A 20,145-nucleotide genomic window follows, 5' to 3' on the forward strand; every position below is an offset into this window, starting at 1 on the left:
GGCGGGGTGCCGTCCTTCTTCCGGCAGGTGACCGGATCAGTCGAAGGGGGTGAGGAACTCCTTCACCGACAGGGGCCGGCCGACGATCCGGGTGTCGCCCATCCAGCCGTAGAACCCCTGGCCGAAGGTTCCGTCGAACTGGGTGGCGCCCAGCACGAAGGGCTTGCCCAGGGTGGCGATGCCGGTCGATGCCTGCGCCGGGTTGCGGGCGATCCTCGAACCGTCGACGTACATCACCGTGCGGCGGGTGTCGTTGACGACGGCGATGTGCATCCAGCGCCCGGTCGGCACGGCGTGGCTCCACGACGTGGGGTCGGCGTCCTGCTCGTGCGGGTAGACGACGAACTGCAGGAACCGCTCGGGCGACAGATTGAGACTGCAGGTCGGTTCTAGCGGCGACCAGCCCGTCGTCTTGCCCGCCTCCGCGTTGCGGCCCTCCCAGCTGAGGATGCCCATCCAGCTGTGGTCGCCCTCGAACGGCTCGGGCAGCCGGACGAAGGTCTCGATGGTGTACCCGCGGAGGAACTTCTCGCTGTTCAGGGCGGCACGGGCGGCGGTGGTGAGGACGGCGCCGCGGTCGGGGCCCTTCCCGCCGTCGAAACGGAGGCTGGCGTGCGCGGGCTGTCCCCGGTGGTGGTTGGCCGACCAGGTGAGCGCCTCGGCACCGCTGGAGTGCAGCCGCCGCACCGTCAGGTCGTTGCCGTTGCCGGTCAGGTCCCTCACGACGGTGCCGTCGGCGACGACGGCACCGGAGGAGCCCGCGGCGTCGGTCCCGGCGGCGTCGAAGCGCCAGTAGGCGAGGGTGCCGCGGGGCATCACGGCGCGGGCGGGGCGGGGCTCGGCGGGCGTGACGGGGGCGAAGCCGGCGAACCGTTCGTCGAAGTCGACGGTGAGACCGAACCGGTCGGCGGGACCGGTCAGTTCGATCGTCTCGGCGGCCAGGGGGGAACGCTTCCCGGGGTCCCGGGCCAGGAACCAGGGCGAGAACGTCTCGACGTCGATGACCCCGCGCACCAGGTCGAACCCGTAGGTGCGGATCATTCCGGCGCCGCCGTAGTAGCGGTCCTGGTAGTTCGTGATGTGGACGTGGACGTCGTTGCCCGCGTCGTTGGTCAGAACCGTGCGGCCCGGCGGCCAGTAGTGCCCGCCCAGCGCCAGGAAGATCTGGTCGTTGCCCTTGATCAGACGTTCCCAGAGGCGCCGGCCGTTGCCGGACAGCCGGGCCTCTCCGTCGTCGCCGGACCAGGCGATGTCGTGCGTGGTGAGCACCGCCGGGAGGTCGCGGTGCGCGTCGAGCACCTCCTGCGCCCATGCCAGTCCCTTGTCGGAGACCCGCCAGTCCAGGGCGAGGACGAGCCACCTCCGGCCACCCGCCCGCAGGACGTGGTAGCTGTTGTAACCGTCGGGCGAGGCGCCGCCGAACGTCGGCATGGACCGGTAACGGCCGGGCCCGAACGCGGAGAGATAGGCGGAGCCGCCCCGCTGGTCGTCGGTGGACGAGCTGATGTCGTGGTTGCCCGCCAGCACGCTGTAGGGCACCTTGCCGTGCAGGAGGCGGAAGGTGTCGGACGCGAGGCCGATCTCGTCCTCGGTGCCGTGCTCGGTGACGTCGCCGAGGTGCGTCATGAAGGCGATGTTGGCCCTCGACCGCTCGGCGGCGAGGTACCGGAACGTCTCCCGCAGCGGGGCGGGGTCGGCGCTGTCGGCGTCGAAGAGGTACTGGGTGTCGGGCAGCACCGCCAGCGCGAAGCGCGGACTTTCGGCATCGAACCGGCCGCCGGCAGCCGGGGAGACTTCCGACGCCGCGGCCGTACCGGCGGCCGCGGCACCGGCCGCGGCACCGGCCGCCGGTACGACCACCGCCGCGCGCAGCAACGCGCGTCTGTGCAGGGTCTGGTGGGGATGTGTCTGTCGCTCCGCGCTCATCAGGGCTCCACGGGCCGGGTGTCGGGACGGGGTCAGCCCGCATGCTGCTCACCCGTGCTGACCGCCCGATGGCGCGGAGCTGAACACCGGCCGCACGGTGGTGCGTCCGCCGACGGCCCGACGGCGCGGGTGCTCCCGCCGGACGACCGGCGGGTACGTGGACCTGACCGGGCCCTGTGCCCGAGCGGACCCCGCGCCGACGTGACCCCTCCTGGCGTCGGGGCCGTGTCCCGGGCCCGCGCGTCAGAACGGAAGCCGCCCGCGCGCACGCCGTCCCGCGGAGCCGCTGCGGCCGACCGCGCGGGAGCTCGAGCGGAAGGGCTTGCTGAGGAGGCGCCCGAGCGGGCCCGGTGCCTTGGACCCGGCCCGGGAGCCGGCGCCGAGGGTACGTTGCGCTCCGTTCTGCGGGTGCCGGGAGAGACGGGGGACGAAGAAGGCGAGGACGGCGATCACCACGCAGACGGCGACGATGCCAACGACCATCATGGAAGCCTCCGGAATCGGGAACGGGGACACCGGACCGGTCGGTCCGCAGGGGACCGCTTGCCCCGTTCCTACGTGAACACGCCCTGAACCGGGCAACGAGGACTTCACCGCGCCGCGGCGTCACATGGCACCGTGCCCTCCCGGGAGGTCCGCGCGACACCCGCCTCGCGCGGCATCCCGAGGTGACGACCGGGCGTGGACCCGGCCACAGGGGAGCGGATCGTGCCCATGCGGTCCTTCCCCTCCTCAGGGCTTTGCCTTCTCTTTACAACCCGTGCCGTCGCCGTCCCGTCTCTTCGCACGATCCATGACCCAGCCCGCCGGGCCATCCTGCGGGCGGAACGACGAAAGAGAGCGATCCATGCGCCGAACTGTCCTGAGTGCCACGGCACTTGCCTGCACCGCCGTGCTGGCGAGCGCGATGCCCGCCTTCGCCGACGGGCCGTCCCCGGTCCCGGCGACCACCGTGGCCCCCAGCGAGGCGCCGGCCCCGGCCGACGCCACGGGCCCGAGCCCCGTACCGGCCGAGAACGAGGCACAGGCTCCCGGCGAGGTCACCGTCGTACCGAGCGGTGCGCCCGACACCGGTGTCGCGGCCGCGTCCGCGGAGTCCGGAACCGACGGTGCGCTGATCGGCGGGAGCGCCGCCGCGGTGCTCGCCGCCGGCGGCGCGGCGGCCCTGCTCGTACGTCGCCGGCGGGCGACCACGGCATGACGTCGCTCTCCAGGCGTGCCTTCGCCGTCACGGCGACGGCCGCGCTCCTCGGCGGCTGCGGAGGCGGCCACCGGACCGACCGGTCCCCGGCCGGACACCCCGGGAGCACGACGCCGTCCACCCGGCCCTCCGGGAAACCGGCGCGTGCCCTCGGGCGTTCGGTCCCGGTCGGGCTGGAGATACCGGACATCGGGGTCGACACGCCGGTCATCCGGCTGGGGCTGGCCCCGGACCGCACGGTCCAGGTGCCTCCGGTCACGGCCCATGACCGGGCGGGCTGGTACCGGCACTCGCCGACGCCCGGCCAGACCGGCCCGTCGGTGATCCTCGGCCATGTCACGGTCGGCACCTACGGGGACGGCGTCTTCCGGCACCTCGCACGTCTGCGCCCGGGGGACAAGGCCGTGGTGCGCCTGGAGAACGGCACCGCTGCGGTGTTCACCGTCGACTCGGTCCGGACGGTCGCCAAGGCGGACTTCCCGACGGACGCGGTCTACGGTGACGTCGGCCGGCCGGAGCTGCGGCTCATCACGTGCGGCGGTCCGCGTACCGGCGACGAGTACCGCGACAACGTGATCGTGTTCGCCTCGCTGACCTCGGCGAGTCCCTGATCCACCACCGCGTTCCCGGGCCGCGGGCCGTGCGCCCGCGGCCCGGGAACCGACCCGCCACGGGTCCCACGACATCCGTACCGCCACGACCATGGAGAGCGTTGAAACGGTCCCGAGAGCAGGAGGCGTCCGAGCTCTTCGCCGCCCTCTACCCACGCCTCGCCGGCTGGTGCCGCCGGCTGGTCGACGACGACGAGACGGCCCACGAGATCGCCTCGGAGGCGTTCACCCGGCTGTGGGCCCGCTGGACGTCCGTGGCCGAGCCACGGGGCTTCCTCTACGTCACCGCCGCCAACCTCGTCCGGGACCACTGGCGCACCCTCGAACGCGAACGCAAGGCCGTACGCCGTGTCACCGCCGAGACCGCCGTCCGCCCGCACACCGAACAGTCCGACCCGTCCGTACGCCTGCTCGTGCAGTCGCTGCCGGAACGACTGCGTGTCCCGATCCTGCTGCACTACTACGCTGACATGCCGGTCCGGGAGGTGTCCGCGGTGACCGGACGCAAGGAGGGAACCGTCAAGGCCGACCTCCACGCGGCCAGGGAACTGCTCCGCGCCCATCTGAGGAGAAGCCTTGATCACATACTCTGACGACGGTCCGGAGTTCGAACCCGACGACCCCCTCGCCGTCATCCTGCGGCCGGCCTGCGACCGCCTCGGCCCGCCCCCCGGCCGGTACGAGGAGATCCGCCGCGCCGCGGCGCGGCGCCGGCTGGTCCGTGCCGCGGCCGGGGCCGGGGCCGGACTGGCGTGTGCCGTCGCCGCCCTCGTCGTGCTGCTGCCGCGGTCGTCGCCCCCCGGCGATCCGGTGTCCCCGTCGGTCCCGCTCGCCCCGCCGCCCGTGAGCAGCCCTTCCGTCACACCCTCTCCCTCTCCGTCGGCGTCAACGGAACCGACCGAAGCCCGCCCCACCCCCCAGGCCCCGACCGACGTTCCCGGAACCCCGGTGACCGAGGTCTCCCCCGTCTCCGGCCCGAGGTGAGCCCCCAGTCCGCCCCCGCGGCCTTCACAGCCCTGGAACCGCTCGGTCACCAAGAGGTTCCTCAGTCACCAAAAAGTGCGTTCTTCCATGTCAGCGATCACTTTCCTATGGTTCCCCAGTAACCGGAAGAGACCACAAGGGTCTCGCGTGACAAGGAGACGGACAGCATGGCCATCACTCTGCTGAACCCCGACGGACTGCCGGAGATCGACGTCTACCGGCAGGTGTCCATCGCCTCGGGGTCGAAACTGGTCTTCATCGCCGGGCAGGTCGCCTGGGACGCGGAGGGGGTCACGGTCGGGGCGGGTGACCTCGCCGCGCAGGTCGAGCGGTGCTACCTCAACATCGGCACCGCCCTGGCCGGGGCCGGCGGCTCCTTCGACGACGTGGCGAAACTGACGGTCCACGTCGTCGACTGGACCCCCGACAAGATGCCCCTGCTCCTGGAGGGGATCTCCCGCGCGGCCGCGAAGCTGGGAGTCACCCCGGTCCCGCCGGCCACGCTCCTGGGTGTGGCGGCACTCGACATCCCCGAACACCTGGTGGAGATCGAGGCCGTCGCGGTCCTCGACTGAGGGACCTCGCGCGCCGCTCCGGGTGCCGGCGTGCCCGCGCCGGCCGGAGCGCCCCGGCCGTGAAGTGCCGGTGAAAACCCTGTGGAACCAGTGTCGGTGGTGTCACTTATGCTGCACCGGATGATCACGCAGGACCAGGGGAGGGCGCGGGATGTTCGGCAGGTTGTTCGGCGGGGGTGCGGAGAGACCGGCGGCGGATCCGCACGTCCTTCCCGCCCCGCGCAGACAGCGGAACGGGACGTACGCGCTGCGCGCGCTCGGGGACACGCGGGTGCTCGCGCTGGTGGAGGCGGCCGACGCGGGTGACTGGGCGGCGGTCAAGGAGGCGCTGGCCCCCTTCGACCTCGGCCGTGACCACCAGGTCCTCGGCGAACTGGCCGTCCTGGACGGCGTACAGGACTGGATCGGGCGGGCCGTCGAGGAGGACAAGGAGCACCGGGCGACGGCCCTGCTGATATCCGGGGCGCGCCACATCAGCTGGGGCTGGGAGGCGCGTACCGCCGCCCGCGCCGTGCACGTCACGCAGGAGCAGTGGCGGGTCTTCCACGAACGGCTCCGCATCGCCGAGGAGCAACTGTTCGAGGCCGCCGAACTGCGGCCGGAATGGGTGACGCCGTGGCGTCAGCTCCTCACCTCCGGTCGCGGCATGTCGCTGGGCCCCGCCGTCAACGAGACCCGGTTCGACGCCGGCCTGCGCCGCGACCCGCTGGACCTGGAGATCCACACCGAGTGGCTGGCGCAGCTGCAGCCCCGCTGGGGCGGTGAGCCCGGCCAGGCCCTGGCGTTCGCCCGGGACGCCCTCGCCCGCGCCCCGCAGGGGCACAACCTGGGCTGCGTGATCGCCATGGCGCACATCGAGGAATGGGTCGAGTCGGACCGCGGGGACTGCCTCGAAACCCCCGAGATCCAGGCGGAGTTGCGGGAAGCGGCCGACCACAGCATCCTCCACCCCGACTACGTGTGGCGTCCGGGCTGGCAGGGCGACTTCAACATGTTCGCCATGGCCCTGTCGCTGGCCGACGAGCGCCACACCGTCCGGCGCGTCTTCCGGACGCTCGACGGCGCCTGCACCAAGTGGCCCTGGACCTTCTTCGCGGAACCCGAGAAGGAGTTCGCCCGCCGCCACCGGCGCGCCTGAGCGCACGCCCCGCCACTTCGCCCGTCGCCCCTCCCACCCCGGACTGCCCGATGACTCTGCCCGACACCCCCGCGAGCCCGGCCGGCGCCGACCGCACCTTCCAGGTGGACCTGCGCGGCCTCGTCGACCTCCTCTCCCACCACCTCTACTCCAGCCCCCGCGTCTACCTGCGCGAACTCCTGCAGAACGCGGTGGACGCGCTGACCGCCCGGCACACCCTCGAACCGGCCGCCCCCGCCGACGCCTTCGGCGTCCGCCTGTACGCCGACGGCACGGCGGTGCGTGTCGAGGACGACGGCGTCGGCCTCACCGAGGCCGATGTGCACACCTTCCTCGCCACCATCGGCCGCAGCAGCAAGCGCGCCGAGAGGATCGCCGAGCAACGCGGCGACTTCATCGGCCAGTTCGGCATCGGACTGCTCTCCTGCTTCCTGGTCGCGGACGAGATCCACGTCCTGAGCCGCTCCGCCCGCACCCCCGACGCGCCCGCCGTGGAGTGGCGGGGACGCGGCGACGGCAGTTACACCGTCCGCGTCCTGCCCGCCACCGCCCGCCCCCGGCCCGGCACCACCGTCACCCTGACGCCCCGCACCGACGCGGGCGAGTGGACCCGCCCGGCGCAAGTCCACGCGCTGGCCCGGCACTTCGGCTCCCTGCTGCGCCACCCGGTGACCTTCGACGACGGCACGGGCGCCACGTCCGTCAATCCCGAGCCCGCCCCCTGGGCCCGTACGTACCCCACACCGGGAGCCCGCTCCCGCGCGCTGGCCGCGTACGGCGAGGAGGTCTTCGGCTTCAAGCCGCTGGACACCATCGAGCTGGACCTGCCCGCCGTGGGCCTCAAGGGCATCGCGTGCGTGCTGCCCGAGACGGTGCCGGCCGGCCGCAGCCACGGCCACCGCGTGCACGTCAAGGGCATGCTCCTGTCCGAGCAGGCCGAGGAGATCCTGCCCGAGTGGGCGTTCTTCGTCCGCTGCGTCGTCGACGCCGAGAGCCTGCGCCCGACCGCCTCCCGCGAGTCCCTGTACGAGGACGACACCCTCGCCGCCGTCCGCGACGCCCTCGCCGAGCGGCTGCGCGCCTGGATCGCCCGGGCCGCCGCCAGCGACCCGGACCTGCTCCACCGCTTCCTCCAGGCCCACCACCTGGCCGTGAAGTCGCTCGCCGTGCACGACGACGAGATCCTGCGGATGCTGCTGCCCTGGCTGCCGTTCGAGACCACCGACGGGCACACCACCCTCGACGAGTTCGCGCGCACCCACCGCACCGTGCTCGTGACCTCGAGCGTGGAGGAGTTCCGGCAGGTCGCGGCGATCGCCTCGGCCGCCGGGCTCGGCGTCGTCAACGGCGGCTACACCTACGACCGCGAACTGGTCCACCGGCTGCCCGAGATCAGGTCCGAGGTCACCGTCGCCGACCTCGACCCGGCGACCCTCACCGCCCACCTCGACCCCGTCGACCGGGAGACGGAACTCGCCGCCGCGGCCTACCTCGCCCGGGCCCGCGACGCCCTCGCCGTCTTCGACTGCGACGTCGCGCTGCGCGCCTTCCAGCCCGCCTCCGCCCCCGCCCTCCTCGTCGACAGCCGCGAGGCCCGGCACGAACGCACCCGCTCCCAGCTCGCCCGCGAACAGGAGGGCGGCCTGTGGGGCGACATCCTCGGCGCCCTGCGCCAGGAGGCACCGCGGGCCCAGCTCATCCTCAACCAGCTCAACCCGCTGGTGCGCACCGCCGTCACCATCGACGAGCCCGAGCTGGCCCGTACCAGCGCCGAAGCCCTCTACGGCCAGGCCGCGCTGCTGTCCCGGCGACCGCTCAGACCCGCCGAGTCGAGCCTCATCAACCGCTCCTTCCTCGACCTCCTCGCCCACGCCCTCCGCAAGGACAGCTGACGATGCCCACCGCACCCCACCCCCAGAGCACCGACGAGCTGTACCAGGCGCTCCAGGAGAACCGCCGGCGCCCCTACGGCCGCCCCCGCACCGTCACCGCCGAGGAACTCGTCGACGCCGCCGAGCGGTTCGAGGAGCCCGTCCCGCTCGTCCGCGCGCTCCTCGAACTGCAGGAGGCGTACACCTACGGCTCCGAACCCCGGAAGTCGCCCGTCGTCTTCGCCCGCCTGCTCACCCTCTTCGACGAGCAGCCCGACGTCTTCGACGAGCGCCTGCGCCACACGCTGTTCTGGCGGTTCAAGTGGGTGGCGAACGCCCTGCGCGCGCTGCCCGAGATCCCGCTGGCCAGCCTGCGCCAGTGGCTGACGGAGATGCGCGACCGCTACGAGAAGGCCGGCCTCGACCTCCAGCCCTACTACGGACAGGCCTACCAGCTCGCCGCCCACGTGGGCGAGGACACCGCCCTCGCCTACGAGCTGTGGGCCGGCCGCGCCCGCACCCGGCTCAGCGACTGCGAGGCCTGCGAGATCTGCGAGCGCGCCCTGTACCACCTGGCGGCGGGCGACGACGAGCGGGCGCTGCGCGTCTGGGAGCCCGTCCTGGCCGGGAAGGAGTCCTGCCAGGAGGAGCCGGCCCGCTCCTTCTCGTACGCGCTGCTGCCCCTGCTGCGGGCCGGCCACGCCGAACGGGCCCGCGAACTGCACCTCGCCGGCTACCGCGGCTGCCGCCGCAACCCCTCGATGTCCGGGGAGGTCGGGCGGCACCTGGAGTTCTGCGCGCTGACCGGCAACGAGGCACGCGGCCTGGAACTCCTCGCCGAGAACCGGAGCCTGTTCGACGAGGTGGACTCGCCGCGGGAGCTGTTCGACTTCCTCACCGGTGTGGAGGTCCTCCTCCGGCGCGTCGAGCACCTCGGCCACGGCGAGCTGCCCGCCGCCGGATTCGCGGGCCGCACCTGGACGGTGACCGGCCTGCGCGCCGAGGTGCGGGAGCGTGCCGACGACCTCGCCGCCCGCTTCGACGCCCGCAACGGCACCACCGCCCACACCGACCGCCGCAGAGCCCGGCTCGACCGCGCCCCCCTCCTGGACGCGCTGGAACTGACCCTGCGCACCCGCACCCTCGACGACGTGGCCCCGGCGGCCCCGGCTGCCGCGCCCACCACGCGGACGGCCCCCGCCGTCCCCGAATCGCTGCCCGAACTCATCGCCCGCGCGCGGGAACTGGACGAACAAGGACACCCGGACGCGCGGGCCTGCTGGGCCCGGCTGCGCACGCTCGTCGCCGCCCGCGACTACACCCACCCCGACGACCCGGCCGTGGGCCCGCTCGTCCGGCTGCGCGCGGACCTGCTGGACGACGAGGCGGGACGGGCCCGCGAGAAGGACGAGTTCGCCGACGCCGCCGCCCTCCACGAGGAGGCCGCCGGCCTGTACGAGGACGCCGGGCAGCCGGGCCACGCGGCCCTCGCCCACGCCTGCGCCCTGCTCGCCGCCGCGGAGCTCCCGGCGCAGGGCACCGGCACGGCACAGGACAGCGATGCCGACGACACCCGGGCGCAAGGTGCCGGTGACGCCGAGGCGAAGGCCGCCGCGCTGACCGCCGCCCACACGTCCATGGTCCGCCTGCACGAGGAGACGCCCGGCCTCACTCCGCACCAGGAGGCCCGCCTGCTGCGGCTGCGGGCCACCGTGCTCGGCATGCGCCTGCAGACGTCGGGAAGCGAGGAGCACATCGCGCCGCTCCTCGCCGAGGTGGACCTGCTGCACACCTTCGCCACCCGGCACGGCATCGACGCGCAGACCGCCGGAGCCCTGCTGCTGCGGGCCACCACGCACGCCATGACCGGCGACCTGCCCGCCGCGCTCACCGAGACCGACGGCGCCCTCGACCGGCTCAAGGAGCACGGCCCGGCCTGGCACCTGCCCCGTACCCTCGCCCTGCGCGGGCGGCTCCAGCTCGGCCTGCGGAACGCGCAGGCCGCGTACACGGACCTGGCCGAGGGCCTGCGGCTGGCCGCCGACTGGCCGGCCGACACGGTCGACACTTCCCGCCTCCACAGCGACCTGGCCGGGGCCTGCCTGCACCTGGGCCGCCCCGACGAGGCGCTGCGGCACCTGACCCGCTCCGCCGAGCTGGACCTCCGCCACGGCAGCCGGTTCGACGCGTACTGCACCTACAGCAACGCGGCCCAGCTCAGCCTCGACCTCGGCCGCGTCGAGGACTGCATCGCGCTGCTCGACTCCGTGCTCGCCGAACCGGACGTCGCCGCCGGGGAAGTGGACGACCGGCTCGTCGCCCAACTGCGGCTGACCCGCGCCCGCGCGCTGCACGCGGGGGACGACCTCAAGGCCGCCACGGCGGAGTTCGTCGCCCTCGCGGCCGAGTCGGCCGGCTGGGACGACGACCCGGGCAGCCACGCCATGATCGCCGCCGAGACCGCCGTACTCCTCGGCGAGTCCGGCGAGTTCGGCCGCGCCCGCGAGGCCGCGGACCAGGCACTCGCCGCCCACGCCGAGGAGCCGCGCCCCGAGCAGCTCAGCAACTGCCTGCGCGAACTCGCCCGGCTCCAGGCGGAGCGGCAGGGCCCCGACGGCCTGGCCGGCGCCCGCGCCTTCCTCGCCGACGCCGGCCGGATCGCCGACGAGGCCCGCGCCGCCGGGTACGAGGCCCAGGGCCGCCCCCTGGACGCCGCCCTGGCCTACGAACACGGCCGCGTCAACGCGTACGCCGGTGAGTACGAGGACGCCCTGACCGCCCTGGAGAAGGCGCTCGCCCTGCTGGGCGAACCGGGGGCGGAGCGGGAGCACGCCGGCGAGTGGGCCGAGTGCGTCCGCCTCGCGGGTGCCGTGGAGGGCATCTACCTGGAACGCCCCGCCCCGGCCCTCACCCGCCTCGACGCGGCGGTCTCCCGCCTCACCGCGCTGGGGCACACCGAGGTGGCCGAGCCGCTGACCTCACTGGCGGCCCGGCTGCGCGACGAGGAGTGACACGGCGGACACACGGACGGACGGCAGCCGCTCAGGCCGCCGTCCGCCCGTCCACCGGGACGCCCAGCCGGTCGGCCACGGTGGTGAGGGCCGTTCCCAGGGGGAGCGCGACCCGGGTGACGGCGTGCCGGTCGCCCCGGGTCGGATCCCGGTTGACGACCAGTACCGGCGTGCCGGCCCGGGCGGCCTGACGGACGAACCGGAGCCCGGACATCACCGTCAGCGACGACCCGAGAACGAGCAGCGAGGCCGCCTCACGGACCAGCGCGCGGCAGTGCTCGACCCGCCGCGGCGGCACGTTCTCACCGAAGAACACCACGTCCGGCTTGAGGACACCGCCGCAGACCGCGCAGGGCACCACACGGAAGTCCCCGACCTGTTCGTCGGTGAGGTCGGCGTCGCCGTCGGGGTTGATCCCCGCGGCCACCGGAGCGAAGCCCGCGTTGGCCTCCTCCAGCCGCCGGGCCAGTTCACGGCGCCGGCTGACGTCACCGCAGGAGAGGCAGACGACCCGGTCCAGGCCGCCGTGGAGTTCCACGACGCCCTCGCTTCCGGCGGCCTGGTGCAGACCGTCGACGTTCTGCGTGATCACACCCGAGAGCAGGCCGTGCCGCCCGAACGCGGCCACGGCCCGGTGCCCGGCGTTGGGCAGGGCCCGGCGGAAGGTGCGCCAGCCGAGGTGGCTGCGCGCCCAGTACCGGCGCCGTGCCCGCTCGCTGCCGGTGAAGTCCTGGTAGGTCATCGGCGTGTGGCGGCTCAGGCTCCCGCCCTCGCCCCGGTAGTCGGGGATGCCCGACTCGGTGGAGAGGCCCGCCCCGCTGAGCACCACCACACCGCCGGCGCCCAGCGCGTCGGCGACCGGTTCCAGGTCCGTGGAGCCCGGCGGCAGGTCTTCTTCGGGGGTCCAGCTCAGAGTGGGGCGCATGCGCATGCCGCCAGGGTACGGAACGCGGCCCGCACCGTGCCGGGCGCCGGCCCGCCGAGGGGCGCTCCTCGGCGGCACGGCACCCGGGGCGGGTCAGCGTCCGGTCGCCCCGTCGATCAGCTCGCGGAGGATGTCCGCGTGACCGGCGTGGCGGCCGGTCTCCTCGATCATGTGGGTGAGCGCCCAGCGGACGCTCGGAGCGGGGCCGCCCGGCCGGGGGCGGGGGACCGGCGCGCCGAGGTCGGCGCACGTGTCGAGCACGTCGTTCGCCCGGGCCACCGCCTCCCGGTAGCGGGTGACGACATCGGCCACGCTGTCCGTGGGCACGGCATGGAAGGTGGCCTGCCAGTCGCCGACCCGCTCCCCGAGGAACGTGGCCCGTTCGACGGAGGTGAGGTGGCCGAGCAGCCCGAGCAGGTTCGTGCCCGAGGGCACGGAGGCGGTCCGGACCTGTGGTTCGGGGGCGTCCTCGACCTTCGCGGCGACGGAGTTCCGCAGGTAGTCGAGGAAGCCGCGCAGCACCTCGGTCTCGCTGCTTCCGGTGCGGGGCGGCGGGGTGTCGCCCCGGTGTCCGCGGTGCATGGTTCCTCCTCGTGCGGGGCGGGGCCGGGTCAGGCCGTGCGGCGGACGATCAGGACGTGGTCGGTGACCTCGGCGGTCCGTCCGTCCGGTCCGGTCGCGATCCGGCGGGGCGAGTCGGCACGTTCGACCGTCCAGGCCGCCGGGTCCAGGCCGATGCCCGCGGCCACCTCCCGCGGGTCCGGGTACCGGACGTCGGGGTCCTGGTTCCACGACCACGGAGCGGTCGATCCGTGGTCGACGACCAGCAGCCGCCCGCCCGGCCGCAGGGCGTGCGCGGCCCTCCGCAGCACGGCCGACCGGTCCAGGTCGAGGGGGGTGTGCAGGTAGTGGGCGCAGACGACGTCGAACGCGCCGTCGGGGAACGACTCCCGCAGGTCGTGCCGCCGGGCGGTGATCCGGTCGGCCAGGCCGTGCGAGACGGCGAGTGAGGCGAGGCGCTCGACCGCCACGGACGAGACGTCGACGGCGGTGACGCGCCATCCCCGGCGGGCCAGCCACAGCGCGTCGCCACCGGCACCGCATCCGAGGTCCAGCACGTCGCCGGGCGGCAGATCCGCGACGGTCTCGGTGAGGCGTGCGTTCGGCCGTGGAGCGGTGGCCGCGGGCCGGGCCGCGTAGACGTCGTCCCAGAACCTGACCGCGTCGTCGGTGCTCATGCATGACTCCTTCTGCCGGGGAAACGCGTCCGAGCCTCACCCGGCCCACGGCGGACCGCCAAGAGATGTTGCCGTTCCGGCAAGACGCCCGTGGAGCCCGTCAGCCGAGGGCCTGGCGGGCTTCGGGGTGTCCCACCGGGTACCGGCCACCGTGGACCGCCGGCATCGCCCGGTGCCGGGCCTCGTGGTGAAGGACCGGGCCGCGGTGGGCACGGTCCTCCGGCTCGTACGGGCGGCGTTCCAGGGACGCTTCCGCGGCGTGCGCCGGCGCCGGGCCGCCGTGATGGGGACGTGAACGCGCCCTTCCCTTAAGTGGAGTTGATGGCGGAAGCGAAGGGAGCGTCCCCGTTCGGGACGATCGCCACGTGGGGTCCGGCAGTGGGGCCGAATCGCTTCTGACCACGGAGTACGCGGCGGATGCGGCCGCCGACCGGGCCGAGGCCGTCCGCCCTCCGACGTGAACGCATCGGAATCGCCCTCGTTCCTGTGCGTACGCGAACGGGATGTGCGAAGCCCGGTCGACGGAGGTGCCGGCGGTCGCGCCCCTGGGTCGCGGACCCCGTCGATCCCGTCCGTGCGCGTCACCGGTTCCGGAAAACACCTGGCGTCCCACATCTTGACCCCTTCGAACCGCGCGGTTTAGCGTTCCCGCGTTCGGTAGCGATTGAAACGATTCAATCCATGTGAACTTCTCTGGGGTGCACTCATGTACGACGAATCCGTCCCGCAACGTGGCGGGATGTCCCGGCGCACGGTCCTGGCCGCGGCGGTGACCGCGGGGACCGCGGCCGCCCTCGGCGCCGCCTCACCCGGTGCCGCCGCGAGCCCCGCCGCCGGTGCCGCCGCGACCTCCGCGGCCAAAGGCGCCGCACCGGCCGCCGACTGGTTCGCCGCCCCCGCCCGGTCGGTGCGCCCGAAGTTCCGGTGGTGGTGGCCGGACGGTCTCGTGGACCCGGACGAGATAGCCCGCGAGATCGACCAGATCGCGGACGCGGGCTTCGGCGGAGCCGAGATCGCCGCCGTGCACCACAGCATCAAGGACAAGTCGCTGCTCGACACCGCCCGGCACGGCTGGGGCGGCAGACCCTGGCGCGACGGCGTCGAGGCGGCCCTGCGCCGGGCGGCCAGACGCGGCCTCACCGTGGACCTCACCCTCGGCCCGAGCTGGCCCGCGGCCGTCCCCGGTGTCACCCCCGACGACGAGGCGGCGGCCCAGGAACTCGTCCACGGCCGGGTCCCGCTGGCCGGCGGTACCACCTACCGCGGACCGGTCCCCCCGCCCGCGCACGAGGCCGCCCCCGGCGTCACCCGTGAGCACCTCGTCGCCGTCCAGGCGGCCCGGGTGGACACCGCCAACTCCACCCGCAAGGAGACCGGGCTCGACCCCGACAGCGTCCGCGACCTGACCGGCACCGTCACCGACGGCACCCTGGAGTGGACCGCGCCCGCCGAGGGCGACTGGGTACTGATCTCGTACTGGCGGCGCGGCTCGGGACAGCAGCCCGAATCCGGCCCCCACACCGCCCCCGCCGCCTACGTGGTCGACCACCTCGGTGAGGCCGGCACCGACGCCGTCACCGGTTTCTGGGACCGCCACATCCTCACCGGCTCCCTGCGGAGCCTGCTCCGGGCCGCGGGCGGTGCCTTCTTCGAGGACTCCGTGGAACTGGAGACCGACGGACTGGTCTGGACGCGGCGGCTGCCGGAGGAGTTCGAGAAGCGCACGGGCCGCCCCCTGCTGCCCCACCTGCCCGCCGTCGTCCTCGACGACAGCAACCAGGTGTTCGCCTTCGACGCCCAGCTGACCCGGCAGATCCGGCACGACTTCTGGGCCACCGTGTCCGACCTGTTCAACCGCCACCACGTGCGCGCCCTCAGGGACTGGGCGCACGGCCTCGGCATGACCCTGCGCGCCCAGCCCTACGGCCTGCAGACCGACTCCATCGCCTCCGCCGCGATCCTCGACATCGCCGAGGGCGAGTCCCTCGGCTTCAAGAACCTCGACGACTACCGCTGCCTGGCCGGCGGCCGGGACATGGCGGGGCACACCGTGCTCTCCTGCGAGTCGGGCGCCTACAACGGCTCCGCCTACAGCACCACCTGGGACCGCGTGCTGCGCACCATGGGCGGCGCCTACGCGGCCGGCGTCAACCAGACCGTCCTGCACGGCTTCTCCTACGCGAAGGCCCCGGAGTCGCAGTGGCCGGGCTTCGCCGCCTTCAGCCCCTACAACGGCACCGCCGGCTACAGCGAGTCCTGGGGTCCCCGGCAGCCCACCTGGCGGCACGCCGAGGACGTCTCCGGCTACCTCGGCCGCGTCCACCAGGTCCTCCAGGCCGGCACGGTCCGCGCGGACGTCGCCGTCTTCCGGCAGACCGGCTACTCCGCCACCGGCATCGGCGCCTCCTGGTTCACCTCGACCGGCGTCCCGCTCGGATGGACCCACCAGTTCCTCAGCGGCCCGCTGCTCGACCTGCCGAACGCCAAGGTGTCCGGCGGCCGGCTCGCCCCGGACGGCCCGGCCTACAAGGCCCTGTTCGTCGAGGGCGACTTCTTCTACGGCTCCACCCCCACCCTCGCCCTGGCCGACGCCCGCAAGCTGCTCCGCTTCGCCGAGGCCGGGCTGCCCACGGTGTTCCTCGGCGCCTTCGACCAGGCGCTCACGCCGGGCGTCCCGGAGTCCGGGGAGACGGAGCGGCTGCGGGACGTCCTGGCCCGCCTGCTCGCCCTGCCCAACGTGGTCCGGGTCACCGACAAGACGGCGGTCGGCGGCGCGCTCGCGTCCCTCGGCGTCACCCCCGACGTCCGTTACTCCACCGCCTCCACGCTCCTCAACGCCCACCGGGTGACGGACCAGGCGGACTTCTACTACCTGTGCAACGGCAAGCACGCCGAGACCGTCAAGCCGCCCGTCGCCGCGATCGACCACGAGGTCACCCTGCGCCGCACCCGCGGCGGCGCGTTCGTGCCCTACCTCCTCGACCCCTGGACGGGCCGGGTCGAACGCGCCGCGCGGTACACGGCGCAGGGCGACGAGGTCACCCTGCGCGTCGCGCTGCGGCCCGGCCAGACCACGATCGTGGCGCTGGGACGGCCGGGGCTCTTCGGGGACCGCAACGGCAACCGTCCGCACGCCGTCTCCTCGGACGCCGACGAGGTGTTGTTCACCCGTGGCGGGCTCACCGTGCGGGCCGGCGCCGGAGGCACGTACCGGACCCGGCTGTCGCAGGGCCGCACGGTCACCACCACCCTCCCGGACGTGCCCGCCGCGATCGAGCCGGAGCGCTGGCACCTCGACGTGGACGACTGGTTCCCCGGCGCCGACGCGACCCGGACCGAGACCGTGCGCCGCGGCGTCGACCTCGACACCCTGCTGCCCTGGTCGCGCATCCCCGAACTGGCGGACTCGGCAGGCGTCGGCACGTACCGCACCACCGTCGTGCTCCCGGACGACTGGACCTCCTCCCACGGCGCCGTGCTGGACCTGGGGCAGGTCAGCGACACCTTCCGGGTGACGGTCAACGGGCGGGCCGCGGGCCCCGCCGACCGCCTGTGCCCCGTCATCGACGTCGGTCCGCTGCTGCGGCGGGGCGAGAACACCCTCGAGATCGAGGTGGCGACACCGCTCGTCAACCGCCTGCGGACGACCCGCCCGGAGGTCTTCGGCGGGGTCGCCCGCCAGGACCACGGACTCGTGGGCCCGGTCCGCCTGGTGCCGTACGCCCAGACCACCCTCTGATTGAACGTTTCAACTCTTCCGATTCCCGCCGGGGCCGCCCGGCCATGAGACAGCCGCCGCGCGGACGGTGCCCACGCCCGTCCGCGCGGCGGCATGCCCGCGTGCGCCCGAATCGTGCACGTCATAGGGGCACTTGTCGCCTCCCTGCGCATCCTGTGAGAACCCTTGACGCTCGCTGCGGCGGCGCTTAGCGTCTGCGCCGAGTCGAGTAAAACGATTCAACTCCCCTTGGTCTCCCCGTTCCTGACCCACCCGCCGCCGTTGCCAGTGAAGGGAGCCCCGCGCCATGCCCGCGTCCTCCGGCAGGCCCGCCCCGTCCAGACGTCAGATCCTGTTCACCGCGTCCGCCGCGACCGCCGCGGCGGTGACGGCCCCCTCGTCCCCGGCCGCTGCGGCACCCATGTCCGCACCGGCGTCCGTACCCGCACCGGCGTCCGTGCCCCCCGGACGGGCCGGCGCGACCGGCCCGGAGCCGGCGCTGGACGAGTTCGCGCTCTCCGAGGTCCGGCTGCTCGAGAGCCCGTTCCTCGCCAACATGCGCCGCACCTGCGCCTATCTGCTCTTCGTCGACACCGACCGGCTGCTGCACACCTTCCGCCTGAACGTCGGCCTGCCGTCGTCGGCACAACCCTGCGGCGGCTGGGAGGCCCCCACCGTCCAGCTGCGCGGCCACACCACCGGGCACCTGCTCAGCGCCCTGGCCCAGGCCCACGCCGCCACCGGTGACCGCGCCTACGCGGACAAGGCCCGCGCGCTCGTCCCGGCGCTCGCCGAGTGCCAGCGGGCGGCACCGTCGGCCGGCTTCCACCGGGGCTACCTCTCCGCGTTCCCGGAGACGGTCTTCGACCAGCTGGAGGCCGGCGGGAAGCCGTGGGCGCCCTACTACACGCTGCACAAGATCATGGCCGGTCTGCTGGACCAGTACCGGCTGGCCGGTGACGCGCAGGCCCTGGACGTCCTGCTGGAGATGGCCGCCTGGGCCGAGGCCCGCACCGCGCCGCTGTCCCACGAGCGGATGCAGAGCGTGCTGAAGGTCGAGTTCGGTGGCATGAACGACGTCCTCACCCGGCTGTACCTGGTGACCGGCGACCCGGCGCACCTGCGCACCGCCCGGCGCTTCGACCACGACGAGCTGTACGCGCCGCTGGCCGCCGGCCGCGACGAACTCGCCGGCCGCCACGCCAACACGGAGATCGCCAAGGTGGTCGGCGCCGTACCGGGCTACGAGGCCACCGGCGAACGACGCTACCTGGACATCGCCGACACCTTCTGGACCACCGTCGTACGCGACCACTCGTACGCCATCGGAGGCAACTCCGACAAGGAACTCTTCGGGCCTCCCGGCGAGATCGTCAGCCGGCTCTCGACGGTCACCTGCGAGAACTGCAACAGCTACAACATGCTCAAGCTCGGCCGCCACCTCTTCCGCCACCGCCCCGAGCGCGCCGACTACCTGGACCACTACGAGTGGACCCTCTACAACCAGATGCTCGCCGAGCAGGACCCCGACTCCGAGCACGGCTTCGTCACCTACTACACGGGGCTGTGGGCGGGCTCGCGGCGGGAGCCCAAGGGCGGGCTGGGCGCCGCCCCCGGCAGCTACAGCGGGGACTACGACAACTTCTCCTGCGACCACGGCACCGGCCTGGAGACGCACACCAAGTTCGCCGACACCATCTACTTCCGCTCCCGCGGCACCCGCCGGCCCGAGCTGTACGTCAACCTGTTCATCCCCTCCGAAGTGCGCTGGGAGCAGAAGGGGGTGACGCTGCGTCAGGAGACGGAGTACCCCGCGGGCGACCGCACCCGCCTCACCGTCACCGCCGGACAGGCGCGCTTCACCCTGCGGATCCGCGTCCCCGCCTGGGTCGCCGACGCCGACGGGCGGCGGGCCGTGCTGAAGGTCAACGGCCGGACCGCCGGGACGCGGCCCGCGGCGGGCGGCTACGCCGCCGTCACCCGCCACTGGCGCACCGGGGACACCGTGGAACTCGTCCTGCCGCGCGTCCCCGTCTGGCGCCCGGCGCCCGACAACCCGCAGGTGGCATCGTTGTCCTACGGTCCGCTGGTGCTGGCCGGCGCATACGGAGACACCGGCCTCGCGACCCTCCCCGTCATCCGCCCCGACACCCTGCGCCGCACCCCCGGCGAGAAGACCGCGTTCACCGCGGTCGCGGACGGCGGCCGCGTCGCCCTGCGCCCCTTCCACGAGGTCCACCACCAGAACTACAACGTGTACTGGGCGGTCACACCGCGCCGCACACCTGCGCGGGACGTCGCCCACTACCCCCTCGACGAGGGCGGCGGCACCTCGGCCGCGGACCGCACCGGGACCTTCGCCGACGCCGCCCTCGCCGGCGGCGCCGCCTGGAGCTCCGACGACGGCGTGCCCGCGGTGACCCTCGACGGGCGCGACGGCCACGTCGCGCTGCCCGCCGGACTGCCCGGCGGCCTCGACGAGCTGACCGTGGCGGTACGCGTGCGGGTGGACGCCCTCGCGCCCTCCGCGCGCGTCTTCGACCTCGGCTACCACAAGGACACCTACCTCTTCCTCGCCGCGACCACGGGCGCAGGCCGCGCCCGCGCGGCCCTGAAGATCTCCGGCATGGAGCGGGAGGACGTCGTCGACGCCACCGGCCCGCTGCCGACCGGCCGGTGGGTCCACGTGGCACTCACCCTCGGCGGCGGCACCGGAGTGCTCTACGTCGACGGAGCCGAAGCGGGCCGCAACCCGGCCATGGTGGCCGGCCCCCTCCTCCTCGGCCGCACCAGCCGCAACTTCCTCGGCCGCTCGCAGAACAGCACCCACCCCTGTCTGCGCGGGGCCGTCCGCGACTTCCGGCTGCGCAACCGGGCCCTGACCGCCGACGAGGTGCGCCGGCTCGCCCAGGGCTGAGCGGCACCCCGCGCCCACGGCCCGCCCGCC

16 protein-coding genes are annotated in these 20,145 nt (G+C 74.0%); 11 read left to right on the plus strand and 5 right to left on the minus strand.

Annotated features, from left to right (window positions below; genetic code table 11):
* Positions 1–36: 36 nt before the first annotated feature.
* Positions 37–1,926, minus strand: a complete 1,890-nt coding sequence (locus tag IH50_RS0115720) for a LamG-like jellyroll fold domain-containing protein (RefSeq protein WP_030861711.1) — start codon at positions 1,924–1,926, stop codon at positions 37–39.
* Positions 1,927–2,169: 243 nt separating this feature from the next.
* On the minus strand, positions 2,170–2,412 hold the full coding sequence (locus IH50_RS0115725) for a DUF6411 family protein (protein WP_030861713.1): 243 nt from the start codon (positions 2,410–2,412) through the stop codon (positions 2,170–2,172).
* A gap of 361 nt (positions 2,413–2,773) precedes the next feature.
* Here IH50_RS0115725 and IH50_RS0115730 point away from each other — a divergent pair, with 361 nt between their 5' ends.
* The 8 genes from IH50_RS0115730 (at position 2,774) to IH50_RS0115765 (ending at position 11,317) form a co-directional block, all read left to right on the plus strand.
* Positions 2,774–3,127 carry a hypothetical protein gene (locus IH50_RS0115730; protein WP_030861715.1) on the plus strand — a complete coding sequence of 118 codons (354 nt, stop codon included), beginning with the start codon at positions 2,774–2,776 and terminating at the stop codon, positions 3,125–3,127.
* Positions 3,124–3,738 (plus strand): class F sortase, encoded by a 615-nt coding sequence (locus IH50_RS0115735; RefSeq protein WP_030861717.1) that lies wholly within the window; start codon positions 3,124–3,126, stop codon positions 3,736–3,738. Before IH50_RS0115730 ends, IH50_RS0115735 begins: the two co-directional genes overlap by 4 nt.
* A gap of 101 nt (positions 3,739–3,839) precedes the next feature.
* The gene (locus tag IH50_RS0115740) at positions 3,840–4,331 is read left to right on the plus strand and encodes an RNA polymerase sigma factor (protein WP_030861718.1); all 492 of its coding nucleotides are present in this window, start codon (positions 3,840–3,842) and stop codon (positions 4,329–4,331) included.
* Positions 4,315–4,722: a hypothetical protein gene (locus tag IH50_RS37700; RefSeq protein ID WP_051767325.1), complete on the plus strand. Its 408-nt coding sequence runs from the start codon at positions 4,315–4,317 to the stop codon at positions 4,720–4,722. The genes IH50_RS0115740 and IH50_RS37700 overlap by 17 nt, the downstream gene beginning before the upstream one ends.
* Positions 4,723–4,889: 167 nt before the next feature.
* On the plus strand, positions 4,890–5,297 hold the full coding sequence (locus IH50_RS0115750; RefSeq protein WP_030861722.1) for a RidA family protein: 408 nt from the start codon (positions 4,890–4,892) through the stop codon (positions 5,295–5,297).
* A 151-nt stretch (positions 5,298–5,448) separates the two neighbouring features.
* On the plus strand, positions 5,449–6,435 hold the full coding sequence (locus tag IH50_RS0115755; RefSeq protein WP_030861724.1) for a hypothetical protein: 987 nt from the start codon (positions 5,449–5,451) through the stop codon (positions 6,433–6,435).
* A 50-nt stretch (positions 6,436–6,485) separates the two neighbouring features.
* The gene (locus tag IH50_RS0115760; RefSeq protein WP_030861726.1) at positions 6,486–8,327 is read left to right on the plus strand and encodes an HSP90 family protein; all 1,842 of its coding nucleotides are present in this window, start codon (positions 6,486–6,488) and stop codon (positions 8,325–8,327) included.
* A gap of 2 nt (positions 8,328–8,329) precedes the next feature.
* Positions 8,330–11,317 (plus strand): hypothetical protein, encoded by a 2,988-nt coding sequence (locus IH50_RS0115765; RefSeq protein ID WP_030861728.1) that lies wholly within the window; start codon positions 8,330–8,332, stop codon positions 11,315–11,317.
* Positions 11,318–11,348: 31 nt separating this feature from the next.
* On the opposite strand, the gene IH50_RS0115770 is transcribed toward IH50_RS0115765, so the two are convergent.
* From IH50_RS0115770 to IH50_RS0115780, 3 genes are all read right to left on the minus strand, one after another.
* On the minus strand, positions 11,349–12,248 hold the full coding sequence (locus IH50_RS0115770) for an NAD-dependent protein deacetylase (protein WP_030861729.1): 900 nt from the start codon (positions 12,246–12,248) through the stop codon (positions 11,349–11,351).
* Between the two features lie 87 nt (positions 12,249–12,335).
* On the minus strand, positions 12,336–12,824 hold the full coding sequence (locus tag IH50_RS0115775; RefSeq protein WP_030861731.1) for a DinB family protein: 489 nt from the start codon (positions 12,822–12,824) through the stop codon (positions 12,336–12,338).
* 29 nt (positions 12,825–12,853) lie between these two features.
* Entirely contained in the window at positions 12,854–13,480 is a 627-nt protein-coding gene (locus tag IH50_RS0115780) for an SAM-dependent methyltransferase (RefSeq protein WP_030861734.1), read from the minus strand.
* 151 nt (positions 13,481–13,631) lie between these two features.
* Here IH50_RS0115780 and IH50_RS41645 point away from each other — a divergent pair, with 151 nt between their 5' ends.
* The 3 genes from IH50_RS41645 to IH50_RS0115795 all read left to right on the plus strand — a co-directional run bounded on the left by IH50_RS41645 (position 13,632) and on the right by IH50_RS0115795 (position 20,115).
* A complete protein-coding gene (locus IH50_RS41645) occupies positions 13,632–13,775 on the plus strand; it encodes a hypothetical protein (protein WP_158801240.1) in 144 nt (47 codons plus the stop codon).
* A 444-nt stretch (positions 13,776–14,219) separates the two neighbouring features.
* Complete coding sequence (locus IH50_RS0115790; RefSeq protein ID WP_234328166.1) at positions 14,220–17,219, plus strand: glycosyl hydrolase; 3,000 nt, start codon at positions 14,220–14,222, stop codon at positions 17,217–17,219.
* 286 nt (positions 17,220–17,505) lie between these two features.
* Positions 17,506–20,115: a beta-L-arabinofuranosidase domain-containing protein gene (locus tag IH50_RS0115795; RefSeq protein WP_030861738.1), complete on the plus strand. Its 2,610-nt coding sequence runs from the start codon at positions 17,506–17,508 to the stop codon at positions 20,113–20,115.
* The last annotated feature ends 30 nt before the right edge of the window (positions 20,116–20,145 follow it).

This window comes from Streptomyces sp. NRRL S-37 (genome assembly GCF_000721605.1).
Taxonomy (GTDB): Bacteria; Actinomycetota; Actinomycetes; order Streptomycetales; family Streptomycetaceae; genus Streptomyces.

Bases quoted from the DNA above. Each gene is read 5' to 3' on its own strand.
- IH50_RS0115720 (WP_030861711.1), bottom strand. From the start codon at position 1,926: ATGAGCGCGGAGCGACAGACACATCCCCACCAGACCCTGCACAGACGC.
- IH50_RS0115725 (WP_030861713.1), bottom strand. From the start codon at position 2,412: ATGATGGTCGTTGGCATCGTCGCCGTCTGCGTGGTGATCGCCGTCCTC.
- IH50_RS0115730 (WP_030861715.1), top strand. From the start codon at position 2,774: ATGCGCCGAACTGTCCTGAGTGCCACGGCACTTGCCTGCACCGCCGTG.
- IH50_RS0115735 (WP_030861717.1), top strand. From the start codon at position 3,124: ATGACGTCGCTCTCCAGGCGTGCCTTCGCCGTCACGGCGACGGCCGCG.
- IH50_RS0115750 (WP_030861722.1), top strand. From the start codon at position 4,890: ATGGCCATCACTCTGCTGAACCCCGACGGACTGCCGGAGATCGACGTC.
- IH50_RS0115755 (WP_030861724.1), top strand. From the start codon at position 5,449: ATGTTCGGCAGGTTGTTCGGCGGGGGTGCGGAGAGACCGGCGGCGGAT.
- IH50_RS0115760 (WP_030861726.1), top strand. From the start codon at position 6,486: ATGACTCTGCCCGACACCCCCGCGAGCCCGGCCGGCGCCGACCGCACC.
- IH50_RS0115765 (WP_030861728.1), top strand. From the start codon at position 8,330: ATGCCCACCGCACCCCACCCCCAGAGCACCGACGAGCTGTACCAGGCG.
- IH50_RS0115770 (WP_030861729.1), bottom strand. From the start codon at position 12,248: ATGCGCATGCGCCCCACTCTGAGCTGGACCCCCGAAGAAGACCTGCCG.
- IH50_RS0115775 (WP_030861731.1), bottom strand. From the start codon at position 12,824: ATGCACCGCGGACACCGGGGCGACACCCCGCCGCCCCGCACCGGAAGC.
- IH50_RS0115780 (WP_030861734.1), bottom strand. From the start codon at position 13,480: ATGAGCACCGACGACGCGGTCAGGTTCTGGGACGACGTCTACGCGGCC.
- IH50_RS0115790 (WP_234328166.1), top strand. From the start codon at position 14,220: ATGTCCCGGCGCACGGTCCTGGCCGCGGCGGTGACCGCGGGGACCGCG.
- IH50_RS0115795 (WP_030861738.1), top strand. From the start codon at position 17,506: ATGCCCGCGTCCTCCGGCAGGCCCGCCCCGTCCAGACGTCAGATCCTG.